Here is a 21,874-nt window from a genome sequence, read left to right on the forward strand (position 1 = left end):
AAAACACTTGGCCCGAACAGCAAAGGTGCCGTGCCGTGAACAATCTCGAACCCGTCCGAACGGGAGACCCCGCTTTGGACATCTCCAGACTGCGCAGACTCTACGGTCGTTACCCCACCGGTGTCGCCGCGTTGTGTGCGCTACGGGAAGGCGAACCTGTCGGCATCGTCGCGACGTCATTCGTGCCGGTCTCGATGGATCCGGCGCTCGTCTCGGTCTGTGTCCAACACACGTCAACCACCTGGCCGGTGCTCTCCGGCGGGGATCACCTCGGCGTCTCGGTGCTGTCCTCGAAACATCAGGCGGCCTCTCGCCAGCTCTCGGCGAAGAACGCCGACCGGTTCGGCGGCCTGTCCTGGTACAGCACGGATTCGCAGGCCATTCTTCTTCACGACGCCGCAGCCTGGTTCGACTGCAGCATCTCGACCGCCATCCCGGCCGGCGACCACGATGTGGTCATCATGCAGGTGGACTTCGCGGGCATCAACGAGTCGAGCGCTCCCCTGGTATTTCAGGACAGTCGCTATCACAGCCTGATCGCGGCCGACGCGTCATGACAACGACGAGCCTATCGGTCATTACTGCAGCCGGTGACCTCGCCTTGGGCCGCCCCGTCCTGCTCAGCCACGGTCGCCCGGGTGAGGAGCTGACCGATGTCGTGCTGGCGGGGGCCATGGCAACACCCGCATGGACGGCATGGGCGATTCGGCACACCTCGGGATTCCTTTGCGCCGCAATGCACTCAAGCCACGCGGATGCACTGGGCCTACCGCCCATGGTGCCGACGGAGAGACAGAGTCCGAACGTGCCAGTATTCGCCGTCGGGGTGGATGCGGCTGTGGGCATCGGCACCGGTATCAGCGCCGTCGATCGCGCACATACCGGTCGGGTACTGGCCGATCCCCAGACGCGAGCCGAGGACCTGGTCCGGCCCGGGCACGTGATACCGATCAGGGCGGCCGATCACGGTGTGCTGCAGCGACGTGCCGTAGCCGAAGCCGCGATCGATCTATGCGCCAGTGCGGGACTGGTACCGCTGGCGCTGACGGCGACGCTGCTCGACGAACACAGTGGGCGCCTGCTGTGTGGCGACCGATCGGTCGCTTTCGCCCGTGAGCACGGCATCACGCTGGTCACCGTCGAGGACCTCGTCGTCCACCTCATCCATCACGGCACGGGAAAGGCGGGGCGCGTCGAGCGCATCACCCCGTCCGGCCGGCAGATCCGTTGCAGATCAACCCGTGTCATCGACTTCGATGACGAACTGACCGGCGCCCGACACACGGTCATGGTGGGGCGTCTGCCGGCGCGGCGGGTGCCCTCGCTGTACGTGGTCGGCGAATGTGGCCACCGCGATCCGTTCGGGCCGCGCTGTGACTGCAAATCACTGTTCGACGGCTACCGCGACCGGGTGGAAAGCACCGGTGGGATGCTGATCTATCTGCGCAAGGGCCAGGCCGACAGGACCGCTGCCGTGGCCGAACACGATCTGGCGCAGGGGTGCATCACCGCGACCATGCGGCATTTCGGACTCGACAAAGCTCATATCGTGGGATGGCCGGGTGACGCCGCGACAAGCGCTTGCCGTCTGCTGGAGCTGCCGGCCAGCACGGATCCGGCACCCGAATGGGCCGACGCGACCACAAAGAGCGTTCTCGAACAAGCCTACTGATCCACATCTCATCTTGTCGCGATACAGCCGACAGCGTCTTCATCTGGAGGAGAACACCATGGCAGGACTTGACGCCACCCTCACCCCGGTCCGTTTCCTGCAACGTGCGAGCGATGTCATGCCGGACAAAATTGCGATCGTCGACGGCGAGCGCCGGTGGACCTACCGCCAATTCGCCGCCGCAGTGCAACAACTGGCCAAGGCGTTACAAGCGTCCGGCGTCATCGACGGCCAGCGCGTCGCCGTCCTGGCCGCCAACTCGGCGGAGATGTTGATAGCCCACTACGCGATCCCGCTGGCACGAGGAGTGTTGGTCGCCATCAACACCAGGCTCGCACCCGATGAGGTCGGCTACATCTGCCGGCATTCCGGGGCCCGAATCATGTTCGGCGACAGAGATCTCCTGAGCGGACTCGACACCGCTCACCCCGACTTCACCGGGGTCGAGGAATGGGTCGAACTACCGGCGGTCGACGGCACGACATCGGCGGCCGCGCCATCGATCGGCTACCCGCAGTTCCTGACGCGGGCAGACGGCGCCGATATGCCTTGGGAGATCGATGCCGAGACTCGCACGATATCGATCAACTACACCTCGGGTACCACCGGCCGACCCAAGGGAGTCATGTACTCCCACCGCGGCGCCTACCTCTGCGCGCTCGGCGGCATACACCATTCCGGGTTCACCCAGTCGACCAAGTATCTGTGGACGTTGCCCATGTTCCACTGCAACGGCTGGTGCGCGACATGGGGTGTCACCGCCGCCATGGGCACCCACTTCTGCCTGCGGGCGGTCCGCGCCGAGACGGTGTGGACGGCAATCGACGAGCATCACATCACTCACCTCAGCGGAGCCCCAACGGTTCTCACGATCCTCGCCCATGCCGAGCAGTCTCATCCGCTGGGCACCCCTCTGACGATCTCCAACGGAGGTGCCCCGCCGAGCCCCACCATCATTGCCGCGATCCGGAAACTGGGCGCGACCATCGTGCACGTCTACGGGCTGACCGAGACCTACGGCCCCTACAGCGTCTGCGAACCGCAACCCGAATGGGCCGAATACGACGATGACCGACAGGCCGAACTGATGGCACGACAAGGAGTCGGACTCATCACCGGTGAGCGCGTCCGGGTTGTTCGCGAAGAGCTGTCTCCGACAGGTGAATTGGTCGACGTGCTCGCCGACGGCAAGGAGATGGGCGAGATCGTGATGCGCGGCAACGGGGTGATGAAAGGCTACTACGACGACGAGGAGGGCACCCGTAAAGCCACCACGGGTGGCTGGTTCCATTCGGGCGATCTCGGTGTCATGCATGCCGATGGATACGTCCAACTGCGGGACCGCGCGAAGGATATCGTGATCTCCGGCGGTGAGAACATCTCGACCATCGAGGTGGAGCACGCAATCCTCTCGCACCCTGCGGTACTCGAAGCGGCCGTGGTGGGCACACCCGACGACAAGTGGGGCGAGCGACCGAAGGCGTTCGTGGTGGCCAAGAACGCGAAGCGCCTCGAAGAGGGCGATCTCATCGCACATGTCAGGTCGCATATCGCCGCGTACAAAGCACCGAGCGCGGTGGAGTTCGTCGATGCCCTGCCCAAGACATCGACAGGCAAAGTTCGCAAGAACGAGCTTCGCGATGCCGAGTGGCGAGGTTACTCCACCCGCATCAAGGGATAGTCCCCGCCGGCGCCGGCCACCACCGACAGAGAAGAGAAGAAGAGCGTGTCAGGCAAGTCGTCATTCGATCTGTTTCAGCTACCGGAGGAGCACCGGGAACTCCGGGCGGTGATCCGAGGGCTTGCCGAAAGAGAGATCGCCCCTTACGCCGCCGAATGCGACCAAGACTCTCGGTTCCCACGCGAGGCGTCGGAGGCATTGGCGGCTGCGGGTTTCAATGCCGTGCACGTGCCCGATGAGTTCGGCGGCCAAGGCGCGGATTCGGTGGCGGTCTGCATCGTGATCGAAGAGGTGGCCCGTGTCGATGCCTCGGCATCGTTGATTCCCGCGGTCAACAAGCTGGGGACCATGGGGTTGATCTTGCGGGGCAGCGAGGAACTGAAGAAAACGGTCCTGCCCGACCTGGTCGGCGGGGCGCTGGCCTCCTACGCCTTGTCCGAACGAGAAGCCGGTTCCGATGCCGCCGGAATGAAGACCCGCGCCGAACCCGTCGGCGACGACTGGCTCCTCAACGGGACCAAGGCCTGGATCACCAACGGTGGTGAGTCGACCTGGTACACGGTGATGGCGGTGACCGACCCGGACAAAGGCGCCAAGGGCATCTCGGCATTCATGGTGCATCGCGATGACGAAGGTTTCACCGTCTGCCCCAAGGAGCGCAAACTGGGGATCAAGGGTTCACCGACTGTGGAGTTGCACTTCCAGAACTGCCGAATTCCCGGTGACCGGATCATCGGGGAGCCCGGCACCGGTTTCAAGACAGCCTTGGCCACGCTGGACCACACCCGTCCGACAATCGGCGCCCAAGCGGTCGGAATCGCGCAGGGCGCCCTCGACGCGGCGATCGCTTACACCCGGGACCGTCGACAGTTCGGGAAATCGGTGAGCGAGTTCCAAGGGGTGCAGTTCATGCTCGCCGATATGGCGATGAAGGTGGAGGCCGCCCGACTCATGGTCTACAGCGCGGCGGCTCGGGCCGAGCGGGGCGAGCCCGACCTGAACTTCATCTCGGCCGCGTCGAAGTGTTTCGCCTCCGATATCGCGATGGCCGTCACCACGGATGCGGTACAGCTGTTCGGCGGCGCCGGTTACACCGTGGATTTCCCCGTGGAGCGGTTCATGCGTGATGCCAAGATCACGCAGATCTACGAGGGCACCAACCAGATCCAGCGCGTCGTCATGAGCCGCGCCCTGCTGGCCTGAGCTGACCGTCGAATCTGAAGTAGATGGCGCCTCTGCGCGCAGATCTCGCGATCTACTTCAGATTCGGCGTCATGACTACGTGGGCCAGTGCGCACGCCATTCGTCGGCACCGATCGGCTCCGGCGGGGTGTCCCCGATCGGCGCGCCACCGCGCGCCGCCAGCACGTTCTTCTCGGCGGCACGCACGGTGTCCATGAACTCCAATACCGCGGTGCGCAGGGCGTTTTCGGCGTCGGTGTCCGGACCGATCTGCACCTGCCGCAGCCCCGCGGGCACCAGATCGTCGGGCAGGCCGGCACCGGCGACCCGTTCGAGGACCTTCTGGGTCAACGCCAGGGCGGGCTGCCCGGTCGGCACATCGTCCATGCAGGAGGCGCGCACCTTCTCGGTGCGCTTGCGTTCCTCCCACTGGGCCAGTTGCTGTTCCAGGGAGACCGACTCACCGGCGAGCACCCCGGCCGCACGGTGCCCGAGCTTGCGCACCAGCGCGTCGGCGACGTCGTCGATGTCGAAGGCACCGGCGGGGGCATCCTGGGCGATGCGGGCGTGAAACAACACCTGCAGCAACACGTCTCCGAGTTCGGTGCGCAGCTCGTCGAGGTCGCCGCTGCGGACCGCGTCGAACAACTCGTAGGTCTCCTCCAGCAGATACCTGCGCAACGAGTCGTGGGTCTGCTCACTCTCCCACGGGCCGTCGGTGCGCAGCCGGTCCATGACGGCCACGGCGTCGACCAGCCGCTCCCCGACCTGCGGGCCGGGTGCCGCGATCAGGGTGGCCCCGGCGGCCAGACTTGCCTTCACTGCGGGATGCTCGGGATCCGAGGACAGCAGCACCGGGGCCTCATCGGACGCGCTGGGCAGGTACGGGCGGGCCGAAGGCAGCGACCACGGCACCTTGATCGGCATCTCCTCGGTGTAGGCAACCTCGCCGACCAGCAGTGCGACGGCTTCCACCGGCACCAGTGACGGCCGGCGCGGATCGACGAGGACGACCGTCGTCACCGGTCCACTCCTGGCTCGGATGTTGCTGTGCCGCCGGTGATGTCGACCTCATCGGCCGCTCGGCCGTCAAGCGCCAACAGCATCCCCGCCACCGCTTGCAGCAGATCCAGATCGCGGATGCGCGGCGCACCGACCCCACTGCCCGCCCGCGGGATCGGGATCTGGACCGTCGAGGTGGTAGCCCGGTACGCCGAACCCGGGTAGATGCGCTTGAGCCGCAGCTGACCGGAATCCTGCAGCGTCAACGGCGATACCTTCAGGGTGGAATCCGAGACGGTGGACACCTCGGTGACCCCGTACTCGCGGCACAGCAACCGCAATCTGGCCACCGCGACCAGGCGTTGCGCGGGCTCCGGTAGCGGTCCGTAGCGGTCGACGAGTTCGTCGATGACGCGGGCCACTCCGGCATTGTCCGAGGCGGCGGCCAACCGGCGGTAAGCCTCCAGACGTAGCCGGTCACTACCGATGTAATCGGGTGGCAGGTGCGCATCGACCGGCAGGTCGATCCGGACGTCCTTCTGTTCCTCCTGCGAGACAACGGTTTTCCCGTCGACGGCGGCACGGTAGGCCTCGACGGCCTCACCGACCAGCCGCACGTAGAGGTCGAACCCGACACCGGCGACGTGCCCGGACTGTTCGACGCCCAGCACGTTGCCCGCCCCGCGGATCTCCAGATCCTTCATGGCCACCGCCATCCCGGCGCCCAGATCGTTGTTCTGGGCGATGGTCGCCAACCGGTCGTGGGCGGTCTCGGTGAGCGGAACCTCTGGCGGGTACAGGAAGTAGGCGTATCCGCGTTCCCGGCTGCGCCCGACCCGGCCGCGCAGCTGGTGCAGCTGGGAGAGGCCGAAGGTGTCCGCCCGTTCCACGATCAGGGTGTTGGCGTTGGAGATGTCCAGGCCCGTCTCGACGATGGTGGTGCACACCAGGATGTCGAATTCGCGGTTCCAGAAACCCTCGACGGTCTTCTCCAGGGTCTCCTCGGCCATCTGACCGTGCGCCACCACGACCCGGGCCTCGGGCACCATCGCCTGCACCCTGGCGGCGGCCTGGTCGATCGACTTGACCCGGTTGTGGATGTAGAACGCCTGCCCGTCACGCAGCAGTTCGCGGCGCAGCGCGGCGGCGACCTGCTTGTCATCATGCGGGCCGACGTAGGTCAGCACCGGGAAACGCTCCTCGGGCGGGGTGAGGATGGTCGACATCTCGCGGATGCCGGCCAGACTCATCTCCAGGGTGCGCGGGATCGGGGTCGCGCTCATGGTGAGCACGTCGACATGGGTACGCAGGCTCTTGATGTGTTCCTTGTGCTCGACGCCGAAACGCTGCTCCTCGTCGACGATGACCAGGCCGAGATCCTTCCAGCGGACCGCGGTCTGCAGCAGCCGGTGCGTGCCGATCACGACATCGACCGAGCCGTCGACCATTCCGTCCAGCACGGCCCTGGATTCGGCCGGATCGGTGAACCGCGACAGTCCCTTCACGGTGACCGGGAAACCGGCCATCCGCGCGCTGAAGGTCTGCAGATGCTGATCGGCGAGCAGTGTCGTGGGCACCAGCACCGCGACCTGCTTCCCGTCCTGCACCGCCTTGAACGCCGCGCGCACCGCGATCTCGGTCTTGCCATAGCCGACGTCACCGCAGATGACCCGATCCATCGGGACCGGTTTCTCCATATCGGATTTGACCTCGGCGATGGCGGTCATCTGATCCATGGTCTCGGTGAACCCGAACGCATCCTCCATCTCGGCCTGCCACGGGGTGTCCGGGCCGAAGGCGTGGCCCGGTGCGGCCTGCCGCTTGGCGTACAGCGACACCAACTCGCCGGCGATCTCACGAACGGCCTTGCGCGCCTTGGTCTTGGTGTTGGTCCAGTCGCTGCCACCGAGCCGGCTCAACGTCGGGGCCTGACCGCCGACGTAGCGCGACAGCTGATCGAGTGAGTCCATCGGGACGTACAGCTTGTCGGTACCGCCGCCGCGCTTGGCCGAGGCGTATTCGAGCACCAGGTACTCCCGCCGGGCGCCACCGATGACGCGTTCGGTCATCTCGACGAACTTGCCGATGCCGTGCTGATCGTGGACCACCAGGTCACCGGCCGTCAGCGCCAACGGGTCGACGACGTTACGACGCTTGGCGGCAAGGCGTTTGCCGTCGGTGGCGGCGACCCGGTTACCGGTCAGATCGGTTTCGGTGATGATCACCAGGTTGGCGCCCGGGATGACGACACCGTCATGCAGCGGCCCCTTGAGCACCCCGACCACACCGGCGACCGGCTGCGCGCCGGGCTGCAACAACGTTGCGGGCGTATCGGCTTCGGCGAGCTGCTCGACGACGCGGTGCGCGGTGCCGGTGCCGGGGGTGACCACGACGCCGTAACCGCCCGTGGCGACGTGGGCGCGCAGCATCGCGAAGATCTCCTCGACCGCGTGCTGCGAGCGGGCGGACGGCGCGGGCCGCACATCGAGTTCGACCGCCGATTCGTCGTTGAGCTGGCTCAGCGTCCACCAGTGCGCCGCACCGGCACGCACGTCGTCGAGCTCGCGGAAGCCCGAGCCGCCGAGCGCTTCGACGTCCACCGGGGCGGCGCCACCGATGGCCGCCACCGACCAGGACGCCTCCAGGAATTCGCGGCCGGTACGGATCAGGTCCGCGGCACGCGAGCGCACCTTCTCGGGATCGCACACCAGCACCGGGGTGCCCTCGGGCAGATGGCTGGTCAGCAGCGTCAGCTCGGTGGGCTCCAGCACCGGCAGCAGGGCCTCCATCCCGTCGACCGGGATGCCCTCGGAAAGCTTGGCAAGCATATCGCCGATGGATCCGGCGATGGTGTTGTCGGTCTGAGGCTGGGCGTCGACGAGCTGGGCCGCACGTTCCTTGACCTGTTCGGTGATCAAGATCTCGCGGCAGGCCACGGCGTCGACACGGTGGATCTCGATCTCGGTGATGGACCGCTGATCGGCGACCGAGAACATCCGCATCTCGGACACCTCGTCACCCCAGAACTCCACGCGCACCGGGTGTTCGGCGGTCGGCGGGAAGATGTCGAGGATGCCGCCGCGGACCGCGAACTCGCCGCGTTTGGCCACCATGTCCACCCGGGTGTAGGCCAGCTCGACCAGCCGCGCGATCGTCTCGTCGAAATCCGAATCGGCGCCGACGGCCAATGTCACCGGCTCGATCTCACCGAGGCCGGCCAGCATCGGCTGCATCAGCGACCGGGCCGTGGTGACCACCACCTGCAGCGGCGGACCCAGATGCTCGTCGTCGGGTCGGGCCAGCCGGCGCAACACCAACATCCTGGCGCCGACCGTCTCGACCCCGGGTGAGAGCCGCTCATGCGGCAGCGTCTCCCAGGACGGGAACAGCGCGACGGCCTCCCCGAAAACGGCCTTCAGTTCGGCGGTCAGGTCATCGGCTTCGCGACCCGTCGCGGTGACGACGAGCAACGGACCGGTACGAGCCAGCGCGGCGGCGGTGAACAGCCGCGCGCTGGCCGGACCGACCATCGCCAGCGTGTCGGGCCGGCCTTGGGCGCGGTCGATCAGATCCAGGAAGGTGGGCGAGGTGAGCGCCAGGTCGACGAGCCCCGCGATCGGGATTTGGACATGAGTGTGCCCCGGTGCGGTCATGATGACTCCATCGTAGGCGGCGTGCGTCCGGTCCGAAATTCGGTGCGGAATCGCCGGGTCGCCCGGTGTTAGCGTGTTCGGTGGGGTTTCTGGGACCGGGGGTGAGACGGTGACGTTGACGATCCCGGTCGTGGCTGCCAGCAGCCCCGACGCGTTGTCCGGCGCGGCCGCGCAGCTGAAAACCAAGATCGGCCAAGTCGATTCCCTCATCGCCGGCCAGCGGAGCGCCCTGGGCGATCTGGCCGGCGGCTGGCAGGGCACCGCGTCGCGGGCAGCACAAGCCCGGGGTGAACAGAACACCGCCCGGTTGACCGAGCTGCGGGACCGCCTGCAGACCATCGCGACCACGCTCGAGGGCGGCGGTACCAACATGGCACCGCTGCGCCAGGCGATCGTCGACCTCACCAGCCAGGCCGCTGCGCTGGGTGCGATCGTCGGCGCCGACGGCACCGTCGCACCGTCCGGCAGCGGGCCGATGACACCGGAGGTCGCCGCCGCGTACAGCACTGCGCTGAAGACGATGCTGACGCAGTTCGGCGCTGTTGACCAGGCCACCTCCGAGGGCATTCACGGTGCCACTCCGCTGAGCACATCCGGCGAGTTGCCCACCGAGACGCCGACCCGACCCGATATCGAGGAGCTGAAGCCCCCCGAGGGCGCCACCGATACCGAGGTCAATCAGTGGTGGGACGGTCTCAGCCCGCAGGACCAGGCACGCATCATCGCCGAGAAACCCGAGTGGGTCGGCAATCTGGACGGGGTGCCCGGCACCGCGCGCGATCAGGCGAACCGGAATCGGCTGGCACAGTTGCGCAAGGATCCGAACCTCACCGCCGAGGAACGCGGCACCATCGCGGCCGTCGACGATGCGATGTCCAAGCCGGACCGCCAGCTGCTGGTGCTGGACTTCGACGGTGAACATCCGAAGGTGGCGGTGGCCTCCGGCAACGTCGACACGGCCGACCATGTCAGCGTCTACGTCCCCGGCACCGGATCGGTCCCCTACGACAAACCGAATGCCGGCAATGACCTGCCCACCTATATCGAACAATCCGAATGGCTGCGCACCGAGACCGAGCGGGTGCTGGATAACGCCGGCAAGAGCGACGAAACCGTCGCGACCGTCGCCTGGCTCGGCTACGAACCGCCCGCCAACCTGGCTCAGGCCGGCAGCGCCCACTATGCCGACGACAACGCACCCGAACTAGCGTCGTTCATCAACGGCCTGGACAGCTCGCGCGACACCGACCCGCACCTGACCGTGCTGGGCCACTCCTACGGATCGACACTGGCCAGCGAGGCGCTGCAGCGCGGCACCGCCGCGGACGATGTCGTCTTCATGGGTTCCCCCGGACTGGAGACCAACCCGTTGCAGTTCTTCGACAATGTGACTCCCGCGGACCTGCATCTGGCCGAAGGCAATGTCTTCGTCCAGCACGCCGAGAACGATGTGGTGGCCAACCTCGGTAGATACGGCGGCGCCATCCCGTCCTCGCTGCCGGGATTCATCGACCTGTCCACCAACGCCGAGGCCACCCCGCTGGGCCAGCGAAACCAGTCCACCGGCCACAGCGAGTACTCGTTCGTCGACACCACTGCCCTGTACAACCAGGCGGTGGTGGTGGCCGGACTGGGACAGGACGACCGATACGTGAAGGTGGAGGATTGATGTGGCGCACGCTGATCACACTCCTGCTGGCGGTGCTGCTGACGGGGTGCGGGCCGATGTTTGAGTCCGAATACCAGGGCCCGGCCGAGGGCGACAGCGGCCACGGCAGTCCCGCCGAACTCGGCGTCCTGCTGGAACGCCGCGATGCGGAGGAGGTGCTGGCCGACCGGGACCGGATGATCGGTGAGATGACCGCTGAGCTCAGCCGGATCGTGCCGGGATCGCGCTGGCTGCCCAATCGCGACGAACGCAGCACCCACTGCGGCGATTTCGGCTCCACCGACGGCAACATCTATTTCAGTCGCAACTACGTCTCCGAAGTACCTGTCTCGGCCGCCATGTGGCCGCAGGCCGCCCAGGCCGTCATCGATATCGCGGCGCGGTACGGGTTCACCGATGTCACCGGCCGCACCGAGAACCCGACCGACGACCAGGCCAAAGATCTGACCATCAGCGATGCCTACAGCGGACGGGTGGCCTTCGGATCGATGGTGGCCGCATCGCTACAGGTGACCACCGGCTGCTATCTGACGGCCGAGGCCAAGCGCAAGGCGCGCGAGGCCGCGCCGAGTTAGCTCACTCCGCGTGCAGCTGCGGGTCGGCCTCCAGATGGGTGAGCCCGTTCCACACCACGTTCACCACGTGCGCGGCCACCACTTCCTTCTTGGGTTCGCGGACATCGAGCCACCATTGCGCGGTCATCGACACCGACCCGACCAGCGCCTGCGCGTACAGCGGCGCCAGATCGGGATCCAGACCGCGACGGGAGAAATCGCCGGCCAGGATCGAGGCGACCTGGTTGGCGGCGTCGTTGAGCAGTGTCGCGTAGGTGCCCGAGGTGAGCGCCGCCGGCGAATCGCGGACCAGGATGCGGAACCCGTCGGTGTGTTCCTCGACGTAGGTCAGCAGTGCAAGGGCCACCAGTTCGATCCGGACCCGCGACCGGTTCTTCACCAGCGAGGAGGTGATGCCGTCCAGCAGCGTCGACATCTCGCGGTCGACGACGACGGCGTAGAGGCCTTCCTTACCCCCGAAATGCTCGTACACCACGGGTTTGGAGACATTGGCCCGCTGGGCGACCTCCTCGATGGAGGTGCCGTCGAATCCCCGCTCGGCGAACAGCGACTTGGCGATCTCGATGAGCTGCTGACGGCGTTCACTGCCGGTCATCCGGGCGCGCGGCGCACGGACGTCTTTCTCGGGTGCTGCCACGCCCAAGACCTTAGTCGGCTTGCACTAGAGTCTCGGAGTGATCGGTCCGTCGTGGTGTAATCGGCAGCACCTCTGATTTTGGTTCAGATAGTTCAGGTTCGAGTCCTGGCGACGGAGCTCACCAGCCGCGAGCGACCCAAACCACAGCGTCGACGGTGTGTCCGCGGGTAGGCACTCCTCGGTCGCGGAGGAGGAATACGTGTCCACCGAAACAGCCGTGATCGTCCTCGCCGCGGGCGCGGGCACCAGAATGCGCTCAGCCATCCCGAAGGTTCTTCACCCCCTCGGGGGCCGCACCATGCTGGTCCACACCCTGCACGCCGTCACCGCACTGAACCCACAGCATGTCGCCGTCGTCATCGGCCACGGCCGCGACCAGGTCAGCGCCGAGATCGACCGGTTCACCGGCGGCACCGTCACCGTCACCGCGGTGGTCCAGGAGGAGCAGCTGGGCACCGGCCACGCCGTCGGCGTCGGGCTGACCGGGCTGCCCGACGATTTCGCCGGGACCGTCATCGTCACCACCGCCGATGTGCCCCTGCTCGACGGTGCGACGCTGTCCGCCCTGGCCACGGCGCATGCCGGCGCGGGTGTGACGATCCTGACCACCACCCTCGACGATCCGACCGGCTACGGCCGGATCATCCGCGACGGCGACGGCAGCGTCACCGCGATCGTCGAACATGCCGACGCCGACGCCGCCCAGCGCGCCGTCGCGGAGATCAACTCCGGGGTGTACGCCTTCGACGCCGCGGCACTGCGCGCGGCGCTGACCCAGCTGCGCACCGACAACGCCCAGGGTGAGCTCTATCTCACCGATGCGATCGCGCTGATCCGCCACCAGGGTCTGCCCGTCCAGGCCGAACATGTCGCCGACACCGCGCTGGTCTCCGGCGTCAACGACCGGGTTCAGCTCGCCGCGCTGGGCGCCGAGTTGAACCGCCGGATCATCGAACGCCACCAGCGGGCCGGGGTCACCGTCACCGACCCGGCGACCACCTGGATCGACGTCGATGTCGAAATCGGCCCGGACACCGTCATCGCGCCGGGCACCCAGCTGCTGGGCGTCACCTCGATCGGCGCCGACTGCACCATCGGGCCGGACACCACCCTGACGTCGATGGAGGTCGGCGACGGCGCCACCGTGATCCGCACCCACGGTGAGCTCTCGGTGATCGGTCCGGGTGCCACCGTCGGCCCGTTCACCTACCTGCGGCCCGGGACCACCCTGGGCACCGACGGCAAGCTGGGTGCGTTCGTCGAGACCAAGAACTCGACCATCGGGGCCGGCACCAAGGTGCCGCACCTGACCTATGTCGGCGATGCCGATATCGGCGAGTACAGCAACATCGGCGCATCCAGCGTCTTCGTCAACTATGACGGTGAGACCAAACAGCGCACGACCATCGGATCGCACGTCCGGACCGGCTCGGACACCATGTTCGTCGCGCCGGTGAGCGTCGGCGACGGTGCCTACACCGGGGCGGGCACGGTGCTGCGCGATGACGTCCCGCCGGGTGCCCTCGCGGTGTCGGACAACACCCAGCGGACCATCGAGGGATGGGTGCTGCGTAAGCGCCCGGCGAGCGCGTCCGCCGAGGCGGCCCGCAAGGCCGGGGCGAGCGAACCCGACGCCTGATGTTGGCAATCTGGTAACCGGTGCACGACCGCCAGGAAAAGCTACGTACGATTGGCGCGTAATCGACCCCCGACTGGCAGGGCACAACAGATGAGCCACGACTGGACCGACAATCGCAAGAACCTGATGCTCTTCGCCGGCCGGGCGCACCCAGAGCTGGCCGAGCAGGTGGCCAAGGAACTCGACGTCCCGGTGACCGCGCAGACCGCGCGTGATTTCGCCAACGGTGAGATCTTCGTCCGGTTCGACGAGTCCGTGCGCGGTTGCGACGCGTTCGTCCTGCAGTCCCACCCGGCCCCGCTCAACCAGTGGCTGATGGAACAGCTGATCATGATCGACGCCCTGAAGCGCGGCAGCGCCAAGCGCATCACCGCGATCCTGCCGTTCTACCCCTACGCCCGGCAGGACAAGAAGCATCGCGGCCGCGAGCCGATCTCGGCCCGCCTGGTCGCCGATCTGCTGAAGACCGCCGGCGCCGACCGCATCGTCACCGTCGATCTGCACACCGATCAGATCCAGGGCTTCTTCGACGGCCCAGTGGACCACATGCGCGCCCAGAAGCTGCTCACCGGCTATATCGCCGAGAACTACGCCGATGATGACAAGGTCGTGGTCTCCCCCGACTCCGGCCGCGTCCGGGTCGCCGAGAAGTGGGCCGATTCGCTCGGCGGCGTCCCGCTGGCCTTCATCCACAAGACCCGCGATCCGCTGGTCCCCAACCAGGTCAAGTCCAACCGCGTCGTCGGCGATGTCAAGGGCAAGACCTGCATCCTGACCGACGACATGATCGACACGGGCGGCACCATCGCCGGCGCGGTCAACCTGCTGCGTCAGGACGGCGCCAAGGATGTGATCATCGCTGCGACGCACGGCGTGCTGTCCGACCCGGCCGCTCAGCGGCTCGCCGACTGCGGCGCCCGCGAGGTCATCGTCACCAACACGCTGCCGATCGGCGAGGAGAAGCGCTTCCCTGCGCTGACGGTGCTGTCCATCGCGCCGTTGCTGGCCAACACGATCCGGGCGGTCTTCGACAACGGATCGGTGACCGGACTGTTCGACGGGTCGGCCTAGCGTCGCGCGAGGAGTGATTCACACATGACGGCCCGCATCTTCCACAACCCGAAATGCTCGACCTCACGCAAGACGCTGGATCTGTTGCGTGAGAACGGGATGGAACCCGAAGTCGTGCTGTACCTGAAGACGCCGCCCAGCCGGGCCGAGTTGGCGACGATGATCGCCGATGCCGGTATCGAGGTGCGCGATGCGGTGCGCAAACGCGAATCCCTCTACAAGGAACTGAATCTGGCCGATGCCGGCGATAACGAACTGCTCGATGCGCTTGTCAAGCACCCGATCCTGATCGAGCGTCCGTTCGTGATCACCGACAAGGGCACCCGGCTGGCCCGCCCGATCGAGAACATCCGCGAACTGTTGTGAGGAAGATCGCCGCGGGGGTGTTGGCGTGCCTGGCGCTTGCCGGCTGCGGTGACGCCACCCCCGACTACCAGTCGCTGTTGGCCACCACCCCCACCCGCCCAACGTCGCAGCCCACCTCCGACGAGACGGTCCCGCTGTCGGCCTATCTGGAGAGCGTCGGCGTGGAGGGCAAGCCGGTCGCGCCGGAAAAGCTGACCGACCTGGCCGTGACGGTGCCGCGCCCCGAAGGGTGGCGCGACTACACCAACGCCAACCTGGCGGCGGGCACCCGGGTGATCGCCGACGGTGACACCTACCCCACCGCGATGCTGATGGTCTTCGCCCTCAACGGCGATTTCGACACCGCCGAGGCACTCAAGCACGCCGACGTCGACGCCGAGGTGTCACCGAACTTCAAGAAGCTCAACGGTTCCCGCGATGACTTCAAGGGCTTCCCGTCGTCGATGATCGAGGGCACCTACGAACTGAGCGGGCAGCTGATGCAGAGCTACAACCGCATCGTGTTCGCCACCGGGACCATGCCCGACAAGCCCGCACCCGGCAAGCTCGAGCCGGAGGCCCAGAAGTACCTGGTGCAACTGACCATCACCAGTTTCGCCGATGATGCCGAGCAGCACGGCCCGGACATCGAGAAGATCATCTCCGGGTTCGACGTCACGGCCAAGTAGCTACTGTGGCTGCCATGAGTTCATGGACCGCCGCGGATCTGCCCTCCTTTGCCGGTCGTCGTGTCATCGTCACCGGCGCCAACAGCGGTCTGGGCCTGGTGACCGCGCGCGAGTTGGCCCGTGCCGGTGCGGCCGTCACCCTGGCAGTGCGCAACACCGACAAGGGCACCGCGGCCGCCGCACAGATGACCGGCGACGTCGACGTGCGACGCCTGGACCTGCAGAGCCTGGCGTCGGTACGTGAGTTCGCCGACGCTACCGACGCCGTCGACGTGCTCATCAACAACGCCGGCATCATGGCCGTGCCCTATGCCAGGACCGATGACGGTTTCGAAAGCCAGATCGGCACCAACCACCTCGGCCATTTCGCACTGACCAACCTGCTGCTCCCCAAGATCACCGACCGGGTGGTGACGGTGTCCTCGATGATGCACCTGCTCGGCGTCATCAGCCTCAAGGATCTGAATTGGCGGGCCCGGCCCTATTCGGCGTGGCTGGCCTACGGACAGTCCAAGCTGGCCAATCTGTTGTTCACCACCGAGTTGCAGCGGCTGCTGAGCGGCGCGGGCTCCCCGGTGCGCGCGGTGGCAGCCCATCCCGGTTACTCCGCGACCAACCTGCAGGGCCAGACCGGCAACGCGACCGGCGACAAGATCTTCAAGGCGGCCAACGCGCTGGCCACCGACGCCGACTTCGGGGCCCGCCAGACGCTCTACGCGTCGGCCGCCGACATCCCCGGCGACACCTTCATCGGTCCGCGCTTCGGCATGCGCGGGCCCACCGGTCCGAGCCCGCGCAGCCCGCTGGCCCGCAACACCGCGACGGCGTCGGCGCTGTGGGCGCTGTCCGCGCAGCTTACCGATACCGAATTTCGGATCTGAGGGTTCCGTCGGCTACCCTTGGCGACGTCACGGCGAGGGTGGTTACCAAAACACCGTTATCGACGGGAACCCATTTCGTTGGACCCTGGCCGTGTGTGAACCGGCTACAGGAGAGACAACATGGCTGCCAAGAACTCGGCCCCCAACAAGCTGACCGCTACCGTGCGCACCCGCACCGGCAAGGGTGCCTCGCGCCAGGCCCGCCGCGACGGCAACATCCCGACCGTGCTGTACGGCCACGGCACCGACCCGCAGCACCTGGAGCTCAACGCGCGTGACTTCGCCGCCGTGATGCGCCACTCCGGCACCAACGCCATCCTGACCCTGGACATCGACGGCACCGAGCAGCTCGCGCTGACCAAGGCCCTCGACATCCACCCGGTGCGCCGCAACATCCAGCATGTCGACCTGCTCGTCGTGAAGCGCGGCGAGAAGGTCGAGGTCGACGTGCCCGTCGTCGTCGAGGGTGACGCCGCGCCCGGCACCCTGGTCACCCAGGAGGCCAACACCATCGCCGTCGAGGCCGACGTGCTGTCCATCCCCGAGCAGCTGACCGTGTCGGTCGAGGATGCCGAGATCGGTACCCAGATCACCGCCGGCCAGATCGAGCTGCCCAGTGGCGTCAGCCTGTCCGTCGACGCCGAGACCCTGGTGGTCAACATCGTCGCCGCCCCGACCGAGGAAGACCTCGAGGCCGAGGGTGCCGGCGAGGCCACCGAGGGTGAGGCTGCCGCCGAAGAGTCCGCCGATGAGGGCGAGGCCGCCGAAGCCGAAGCCGCCGAGTAACAGGCGCAGCCGCCGTCATGGCCGAGCCCCTGCTGGTGGTCGGCCTGGGAAATCCCGGGCCCAACTACGCCAAGACCAGACACAATCTCGGTTTCATGGTGGCCGACATCCTGGCCGCACGCATCGGATCAGGATTCAAGGTGCACAAGAAGTCCGGTGCCGAGGTGACCACGGGTCGCCTCGGCCACCGGCCTGTTGTGCTCGCCAAGCCCCGGGTCTACATGAACGAGTCGGGGCGTCAGGTCGGCCCGTTGGCCGCCTTCTATTCGATCGCCCCCGCCGATGTGGTGATCCTGCACGACGAACTCGATATCGACTTCGGCCGTATCAGGCTCAAGCTCGGCGGTGGCGAGGGCGGCCACAACGGATTGAAGTCGGTGGCGGCGGCGTTGGGTACCAAGAACTTTCAGCGGGTGCGTATCGGTGTCGGCCGCCCACCCGGGCGCAAGGACCCGGCCGCCTATGTGCTGGAGCCGTTCAGCTCCGTCGAACGGCCCGAGGTTCCGATCATCTGTGAACAGGCCGCCGATGCGACCGAGCTGCTGCTCGAGCAAGGCCTGGAGCCCGCGCAGAACATCGTGCACGCCTGGTAGGTCCCGTTCCCGGCGAACGGGCGTGTCTGCAGCCCGACACACCTCCTTTCAGCCCGAAGTCGACGCACGCTCGTCGCGAAACTGCCCGCGGATCAACCAGATTCCCAAGGCGATGACGGCCGCGACCTCGAAGGCGACGATCCCCCGCTCGACGATGCCGAGCGGGATGATGCGATACCACCGCAGATCGGTGACCATGCTCACCGCGATCGCCCCGAACAACACCGCGAGCCACCCGATCGATCCGTAGGCCAACCAGCTCGCGTGCCGGGCACTGCGACGTCGGCGGGAGATGGCCAGCACCGCCGCGGGTAGCGAGACGAATGCCAGCAGGGTGGCCATCCGATGGATGGATCCGCTTGTGCTGGGCCCGATCTCCCAGTTGTGCTTGGGAAATGCGGCGATCCCGACCAGCCCGATCACCCACAGCGACATCAGGATCGAGCCGGGCGACAGCGGTGCGACCAACCCCGCGTGGAGGAGGCCGATGAGTAGCAGGACCGAACCGAGGGCGAGCGCCAGCACGCCGGTCAGGAACGCCCAGTCACCGCTGGTGTAGATGTACTCGGAGATGGTCGCCATGCGCAGCGTGCGGCCGGGCCGGTGCGACTGGCCGCCGATGATCGCGTCCAGAGACAGGATGGCGGCCACCGAGACGGCGGCACCGAGAACACCGAACCAGCCGAGCAGGACGTGCGTGGACCGCTGCATCACACCAGGATACGGACGAGCCGGGTGGACCAAGCGTGCGAGAACTCGGCGGGCGGAGCGGAGCTAGCCCGTGACGAGGGCGACCGAGTTGGCCCGGCGCAACTTGCCCGACGGCGTCTTCGGGATGGTGCCCGGCCCGAGCACGACGACATTGCGCGGGCGCACGTCGACCTCGGTCACCACCTCATGGGCAACCTGGTGTTCGATGCGACGCACCGCTGCCGGATCCTGGTAGGCGTTGGATTCCACTGCGACGGCGAAGGTTTCGCGCGAGTGACCGGCGTCGAGACGCACCGCGACGGCACAGCCGGGGCGGACGCCCTCGACCCGGCCGGCGGCCCGTTCGATATCGGTCGGGTAGATGTTGCGCCCGGCCATGATGATGACGTCCTTGACGCGGCCGCACACCACGACGTTGCCCTCTTCGGTGATGTAACCGAGGTCGCCGGTGTCATACCAGCCGTTCTCGTCCTGGGTCGGCAGGAAGCCGGCCATCGTGATGTAGCCCGGGGTGACCGATTCACCACGCAGCTGGATGACACCCACCCCGCGGGTCGGCAGCACGGCACCGTCCTCGTCGACGACGCGGGCGTCCAGGTCGCGCAGCAGCGGGCCGAGCGAGGCCAGCCGGCGGGTGTTGCCCTTGCTCGACGGCACCGCGCGGCGCAGCGCGGCCAGCAGGTCCGCGTCGACCTCGTCGACGACCAGACCGGCGTTGCACGGGGAGAACGACACCGCCAGGCAGGTCTCGGCCATGCCGTAGGCGGGCAGGATCGCCGAGGCCTTGAGTCCGAATGGCTTGCCCGCGTCGATCAGGTCCTCGACGTCCGCGGGCTCCACGGGCTCGGCGCCCGAGAGCGCGAAGCGCAGCGTCGACAGGTCGAACTCGCCCGGCTTGGCCTGGCGGCGGAGTCGCTTGGCGAACAGCGCGTAGGCGAAGTTCGGGGCCGCGGTCATGGTGCCCTTGTACTTGTCGATCAGGCGCGCCCACAGCAGGGTGTCGCGCAGGAAGTCCATCGGGGTGACCTTGACCAACTCGGCACCGAAGTACATCGGGATGGTCAGGAAGCCGACCATGCCCATGTCGTGGAAGCAGGGCAACCAGCTGACCATGACATCGGTGTCGACGTCGTACTCGGCGCCGATGAACATGGCCTCGGCGTTGGAGTGGATGTTGCGGTGGGTGATCTGCACAGCCTTCGGGGATCCCGTCGACCCGGAGGTCAGCTGCATCAACGCCAGATCGTCCTCACCGGTCTCGACGGGGTCGATCGGGTCGGCGGCCAGCAGGTCGGCCACCTTGAGGACCTTGATGCCCTTTTCCTCGAGGACCGGGATGGCGGCGATGAACGGCTCGGAGACGATCACGGCCTTGAGTTCGATCATGCCGATGACGGTCATGGTGTCCTCGGCCCAGACGGCGAGGTCGGTACGCGGGGTCGGCTGGTGCAGCATGGTGAGGCTGCCGCCGCGCATCCACACGCCCTGGGCGGTGGGCGCGATCTCCACCGGGAAACCGGCCAGCACGCCGACGGAGTCGCCGTGTCCGATACCGGCGGCGGCCAGTCCACCGGCCACCCGGCGGGCGCGTTCGTGGACCTCGGCCCAGGTGTGCCGCACCGGCTCGTAGGGTTCGCCGGTGACCATGCCCCGCGTGCTCTCCTTGGCGCTGCGGTACATCTTGTCGGTAAAGCGGCTCACGGCAACCTCCTGGGGTGACTGGGGCCGAAGCGACGTCGTCGTCGGCTCCAGGTTCCTCGCGCGTTTCCCTATATTCCGCCTGCAGGTGCACTCTTCAGGAGAGGCGCGCACACACAATTGGGACGCAGTTGTGTCTCATTCCGGTGGTCACCGGCCTTTTGTGGACAGGCCAGTTTCCACCGCACCCATCTTAAAGAACCCTTAAGTAACTGCCAAACGGATGCGCCGATTGAGGCATGTGTCACACCGCGCGTAGGTTTGATTTCCCGCGGACCGTCCTTACCGCGCGGGTTCGGAGATGACCCGGGCTCCTGGCACGGGCCCGCTGGCCACGCGCACCGTCCGGCAGACACCCGCACCCGACAGCGCGGTGCCCACATCGACCGCGTGCGTGGCGGAGGCACATAGGAATGCGCAGGTGGGGCCGGACCCGGAGACAATCCCCGCCAGGGCGCCGGCGTCCTGGCCTGCCCGCAGGGTGCGCCGCAGATCGGAGCGCAGGTTCAGCGCCGCCGGTTGCAGGTCGTTGCCGAGCAACGGAGCCAGGACGTGCGGGTCACCGGTCGCCAGGGCGGCAAGCAGGGGTTCGGCATCGGCGAGGCGGGGCGGGCCACTCCACTGCGGATCGGCGCGCAGCCGGTCGATCTCGGCGAACACCGCGGGCGTGGACAGCCCGTCATGGGCGAAGGCGAAAACCCAGTGGAAAGTGCTGCGAGCCAAGACCGTGGCGAGTTCCTCGCCGCGGCCGGTACCGAGGGCGGTTCCGCCATGGAGGGCGAACGGCACATCGCTGCCCAGCTGCGCGGCCATCGCATGCAGATCGCGGCGCGGCACACCGACATCCCAGAGCGCGTTCATGGCCACCAGGACGGCCGCGGCATTCCCGCTACCGCCCGCCATTCCGCCGGCCACCGGGATCGACTTGGTGATCGAGATGGACACGTCAGGGGCGCGGCCGACGTGTTCGGCCATCAGCTCGGCGGCACGCCAGGCCAGGTTGCGGTCATCGACGGGCAGCGCCTCGGCCCCCTCGCCGAACATCGTCAGCGCCAGGGCGTCGGCGTCGCGAACCGTGACCTCATCGGCGAGCGAGACGGCGTGGAAGACGGTGGTCAGCTCGTGGTAGCCGTCGGCACGCGCATCACCGACGGCCAGGTACAGGTTGACCTTGCCGGGACCCCGGACGGTGACTGAACCGACTGACTCGGTGCCAGTCCACTCGGTGGCGGCATCCCCTGAAGAAGCAGACACCGCACGAACCTACCGCTGCGCCGGTGAAATCAACACCGACACCGACCGCTCACGTGGTGAGATACCCCTCGTCGATCCCGCCGCTGACGCCGACAATAACGTTTGCCAACGTAGTGTGTCAAGGATCACACCGAGG

19 protein-coding genes and 1 tRNA gene are annotated in these 21,874 nt (G+C 67.1%); 14 read left to right on the forward strand and 6 right to left on the reverse strand.

What is annotated here, in order from left to right:
- The first annotated feature begins 35 nt into the window (after window positions 1–35).
- The 4 genes from PGN27_RS09025 to PGN27_RS09040 are packed head-to-tail and all read left to right on the forward strand — an operon-like array spanning window position 36 to window position 4,556.
- A complete protein-coding gene (locus PGN27_RS09025) occupies window positions 36–557 on the forward strand; it encodes a flavin reductase family protein (RefSeq protein WP_335325825.1) in 522 nt (173 codons plus the stop codon).
- Window positions 554–1,672: a 3,4-dihydroxy-2-butanone-4-phosphate synthase gene (locus PGN27_RS09030; RefSeq protein ID WP_335325826.1), complete on the forward strand. Its 1,119-nt coding sequence runs from the start codon at window positions 554–556 to the stop codon at window positions 1,670–1,672. The genes PGN27_RS09025 and PGN27_RS09030 overlap by 4 nt, the downstream gene beginning before the upstream one ends.
- 58 nt (window positions 1,673–1,730) lie before the next feature.
- Complete coding sequence (locus PGN27_RS09035; protein WP_335325827.1) at window positions 1,731–3,353, forward strand: AMP-binding protein; 1,623 nt, start codon at window positions 1,731–1,733, stop codon at window positions 3,351–3,353.
- A gap of 45 nt (window positions 3,354–3,398) precedes the next feature.
- Window positions 3,399–4,556 (forward strand): acyl-CoA dehydrogenase, encoded by a 1,158-nt coding sequence (locus PGN27_RS09040; protein WP_335325828.1) that lies wholly within the window; start codon window positions 3,399–3,401, stop codon window positions 4,554–4,556.
- A gap of 75 nt (window positions 4,557–4,631) precedes the next feature.
- Here the strand turns inward: PGN27_RS09040 and PGN27_RS09045 are convergent, their stop codons facing one another.
- Complete coding sequence (locus PGN27_RS09045) at window positions 4,632–5,558, reverse strand: nucleoside triphosphate pyrophosphohydrolase (protein ID WP_335325829.1); 927 nt, start codon at window positions 5,556–5,558, stop codon at window positions 4,632–4,634.
- Window positions 5,555–9,190 (reverse strand): transcription-repair coupling factor, encoded by a 3,636-nt coding sequence (mfd, locus tag PGN27_RS09050; RefSeq protein ID WP_335325830.1) that lies wholly within the window; start codon window positions 9,188–9,190, stop codon window positions 5,555–5,557. The genes PGN27_RS09045 and mfd overlap by 4 nt, the downstream gene beginning before the upstream one ends.
- A gap of 130 nt (window positions 9,191–9,320) precedes the next feature.
- Between mfd and PGN27_RS09055 the strand changes: the two genes are divergently transcribed.
- Together PGN27_RS09055 and PGN27_RS09060 are read left to right on the forward strand one after the other, a co-directional pair.
- A complete protein-coding gene (locus PGN27_RS09055; protein WP_335325831.1) occupies window positions 9,321–10,859 on the forward strand; it encodes an alpha/beta hydrolase in 1,539 nt (512 codons plus the stop codon).
- On the forward strand, window positions 10,859–11,434 hold the full coding sequence (locus PGN27_RS09060; protein ID WP_335325832.1) for an LppA family lipoprotein: 576 nt from the start codon (window positions 10,859–10,861) through the stop codon (window positions 11,432–11,434). The genes PGN27_RS09055 and PGN27_RS09060 overlap by 1 nt, the downstream gene beginning before the upstream one ends.
- Before the next feature lies 1 nt (window position 11,435).
- Here PGN27_RS09060 and PGN27_RS09065 read toward each other — a convergent pair whose 3' ends face one another.
- The gene (locus tag PGN27_RS09065) at window positions 11,436–12,029 is read right to left on the reverse strand and encodes a TetR/AcrR family transcriptional regulator (RefSeq protein WP_335328678.1); all 594 of its coding nucleotides are present in this window, start codon (window positions 12,027–12,029) and stop codon (window positions 11,436–11,438) included.
- A gap of 87 nt (window positions 12,030–12,116) precedes the next feature.
- On the opposite strand from PGN27_RS09065, the gene PGN27_RS09070 reads away from it, so the two are divergent.
- The 8 genes from PGN27_RS09070 (at window position 12,117) to pth (ending at window position 18,075) form a co-directional block, all read left to right on the forward strand.
- Window positions 12,117–12,188 (forward strand) — tRNA-Gln (locus PGN27_RS09070).
- Window positions 12,189–12,321: 133 nt separating this feature from the next.
- Window positions 12,322–13,710 (forward strand): bifunctional UDP-N-acetylglucosamine diphosphorylase/glucosamine-1-phosphate N-acetyltransferase GlmU, encoded by a 1,389-nt coding sequence (gene glmU, locus PGN27_RS09075; RefSeq protein WP_418888647.1) that lies wholly within the window; start codon window positions 12,322–12,324, stop codon window positions 13,708–13,710.
- Between the two features lie 90 nt (window positions 13,711–13,800).
- Window positions 13,801–14,781 carry a ribose-phosphate diphosphokinase gene (locus PGN27_RS09080; protein ID WP_019511911.1) on the forward strand — a complete coding sequence of 327 codons (981 nt, stop codon included), beginning with the start codon at window positions 13,801–13,803 and terminating at the stop codon, window positions 14,779–14,781.
- 24 nt (window positions 14,782–14,805) lie between these two features.
- Window positions 14,806–15,147 carry an arsenate reductase (glutaredoxin) gene (arsC, locus tag PGN27_RS09085; RefSeq protein WP_335325834.1) on the forward strand — a complete coding sequence of 114 codons (342 nt, stop codon included), beginning with the start codon at window positions 14,806–14,808 and terminating at the stop codon, window positions 15,145–15,147.
- Entirely contained in the window at window positions 15,144–15,815 is a 672-nt protein-coding gene (locus PGN27_RS09090; protein WP_335325835.1) for an LpqN/LpqT family lipoprotein, read from the forward strand. Before arsC ends, PGN27_RS09090 begins: the two co-directional genes overlap by 4 nt.
- A 14-nt stretch (window positions 15,816–15,829) precedes the next feature.
- Entirely contained in the window at window positions 15,830–16,696 is an 867-nt protein-coding gene (locus PGN27_RS09095) for an oxidoreductase (protein WP_335325836.1), read from the forward strand.
- Window positions 16,697–16,816: 120 nt separating this feature from the next.
- Window positions 16,817–17,482 carry a 50S ribosomal protein L25/general stress protein Ctc gene (locus PGN27_RS09100; protein WP_335325837.1) on the forward strand — a complete coding sequence of 222 codons (666 nt, stop codon included), beginning with the start codon at window positions 16,817–16,819 and terminating at the stop codon, window positions 17,480–17,482.
- A 17-nt stretch (window positions 17,483–17,499) separates the two neighbouring features.
- Window positions 17,500–18,075, forward strand: coding sequence for an aminoacyl-tRNA hydrolase (gene pth / locus PGN27_RS09105; RefSeq protein ID WP_019511916.1), 576 nt, complete (start codon window positions 17,500–17,502; stop codon window positions 18,073–18,075).
- Window positions 18,076–18,123: 48 nt separating this feature from the next.
- Here pth and PGN27_RS09110 read toward each other — a convergent pair whose 3' ends face one another.
- From PGN27_RS09110 to PGN27_RS09120, 3 genes are all read right to left on the reverse strand, one after another.
- On the reverse strand, window positions 18,124–18,786 hold the full coding sequence (locus PGN27_RS09110; RefSeq protein ID WP_335325838.1) for a DUF998 domain-containing protein: 663 nt from the start codon (window positions 18,784–18,786) through the stop codon (window positions 18,124–18,126).
- 63 nt (window positions 18,787–18,849) lie between these two features.
- Entirely contained in the window at window positions 18,850–20,487 is a 1,638-nt protein-coding gene (locus tag PGN27_RS09115; protein ID WP_335325839.1) for a fatty acyl-AMP ligase, read from the reverse strand.
- A 279-nt stretch (window positions 20,488–20,766) separates the two neighbouring features.
- Window positions 20,767–21,738 (reverse strand): 4-(cytidine 5'-diphospho)-2-C-methyl-D-erythritol kinase, encoded by a 972-nt coding sequence (locus PGN27_RS09120; RefSeq protein ID WP_335325840.1) that lies wholly within the window; start codon window positions 21,736–21,738, stop codon window positions 20,767–20,769.
- Between the last annotated feature and the right edge of the window lie 136 nt (window positions 21,739–21,874).

This window comes from Mycolicibacterium neoaurum (assembly GCF_036946495.1).
GTDB classification, from domain to species: Bacteria; Actinomycetota; Actinomycetes; order Mycobacteriales; family Mycobacteriaceae; genus Mycobacterium; species Mycobacterium neoaurum_B.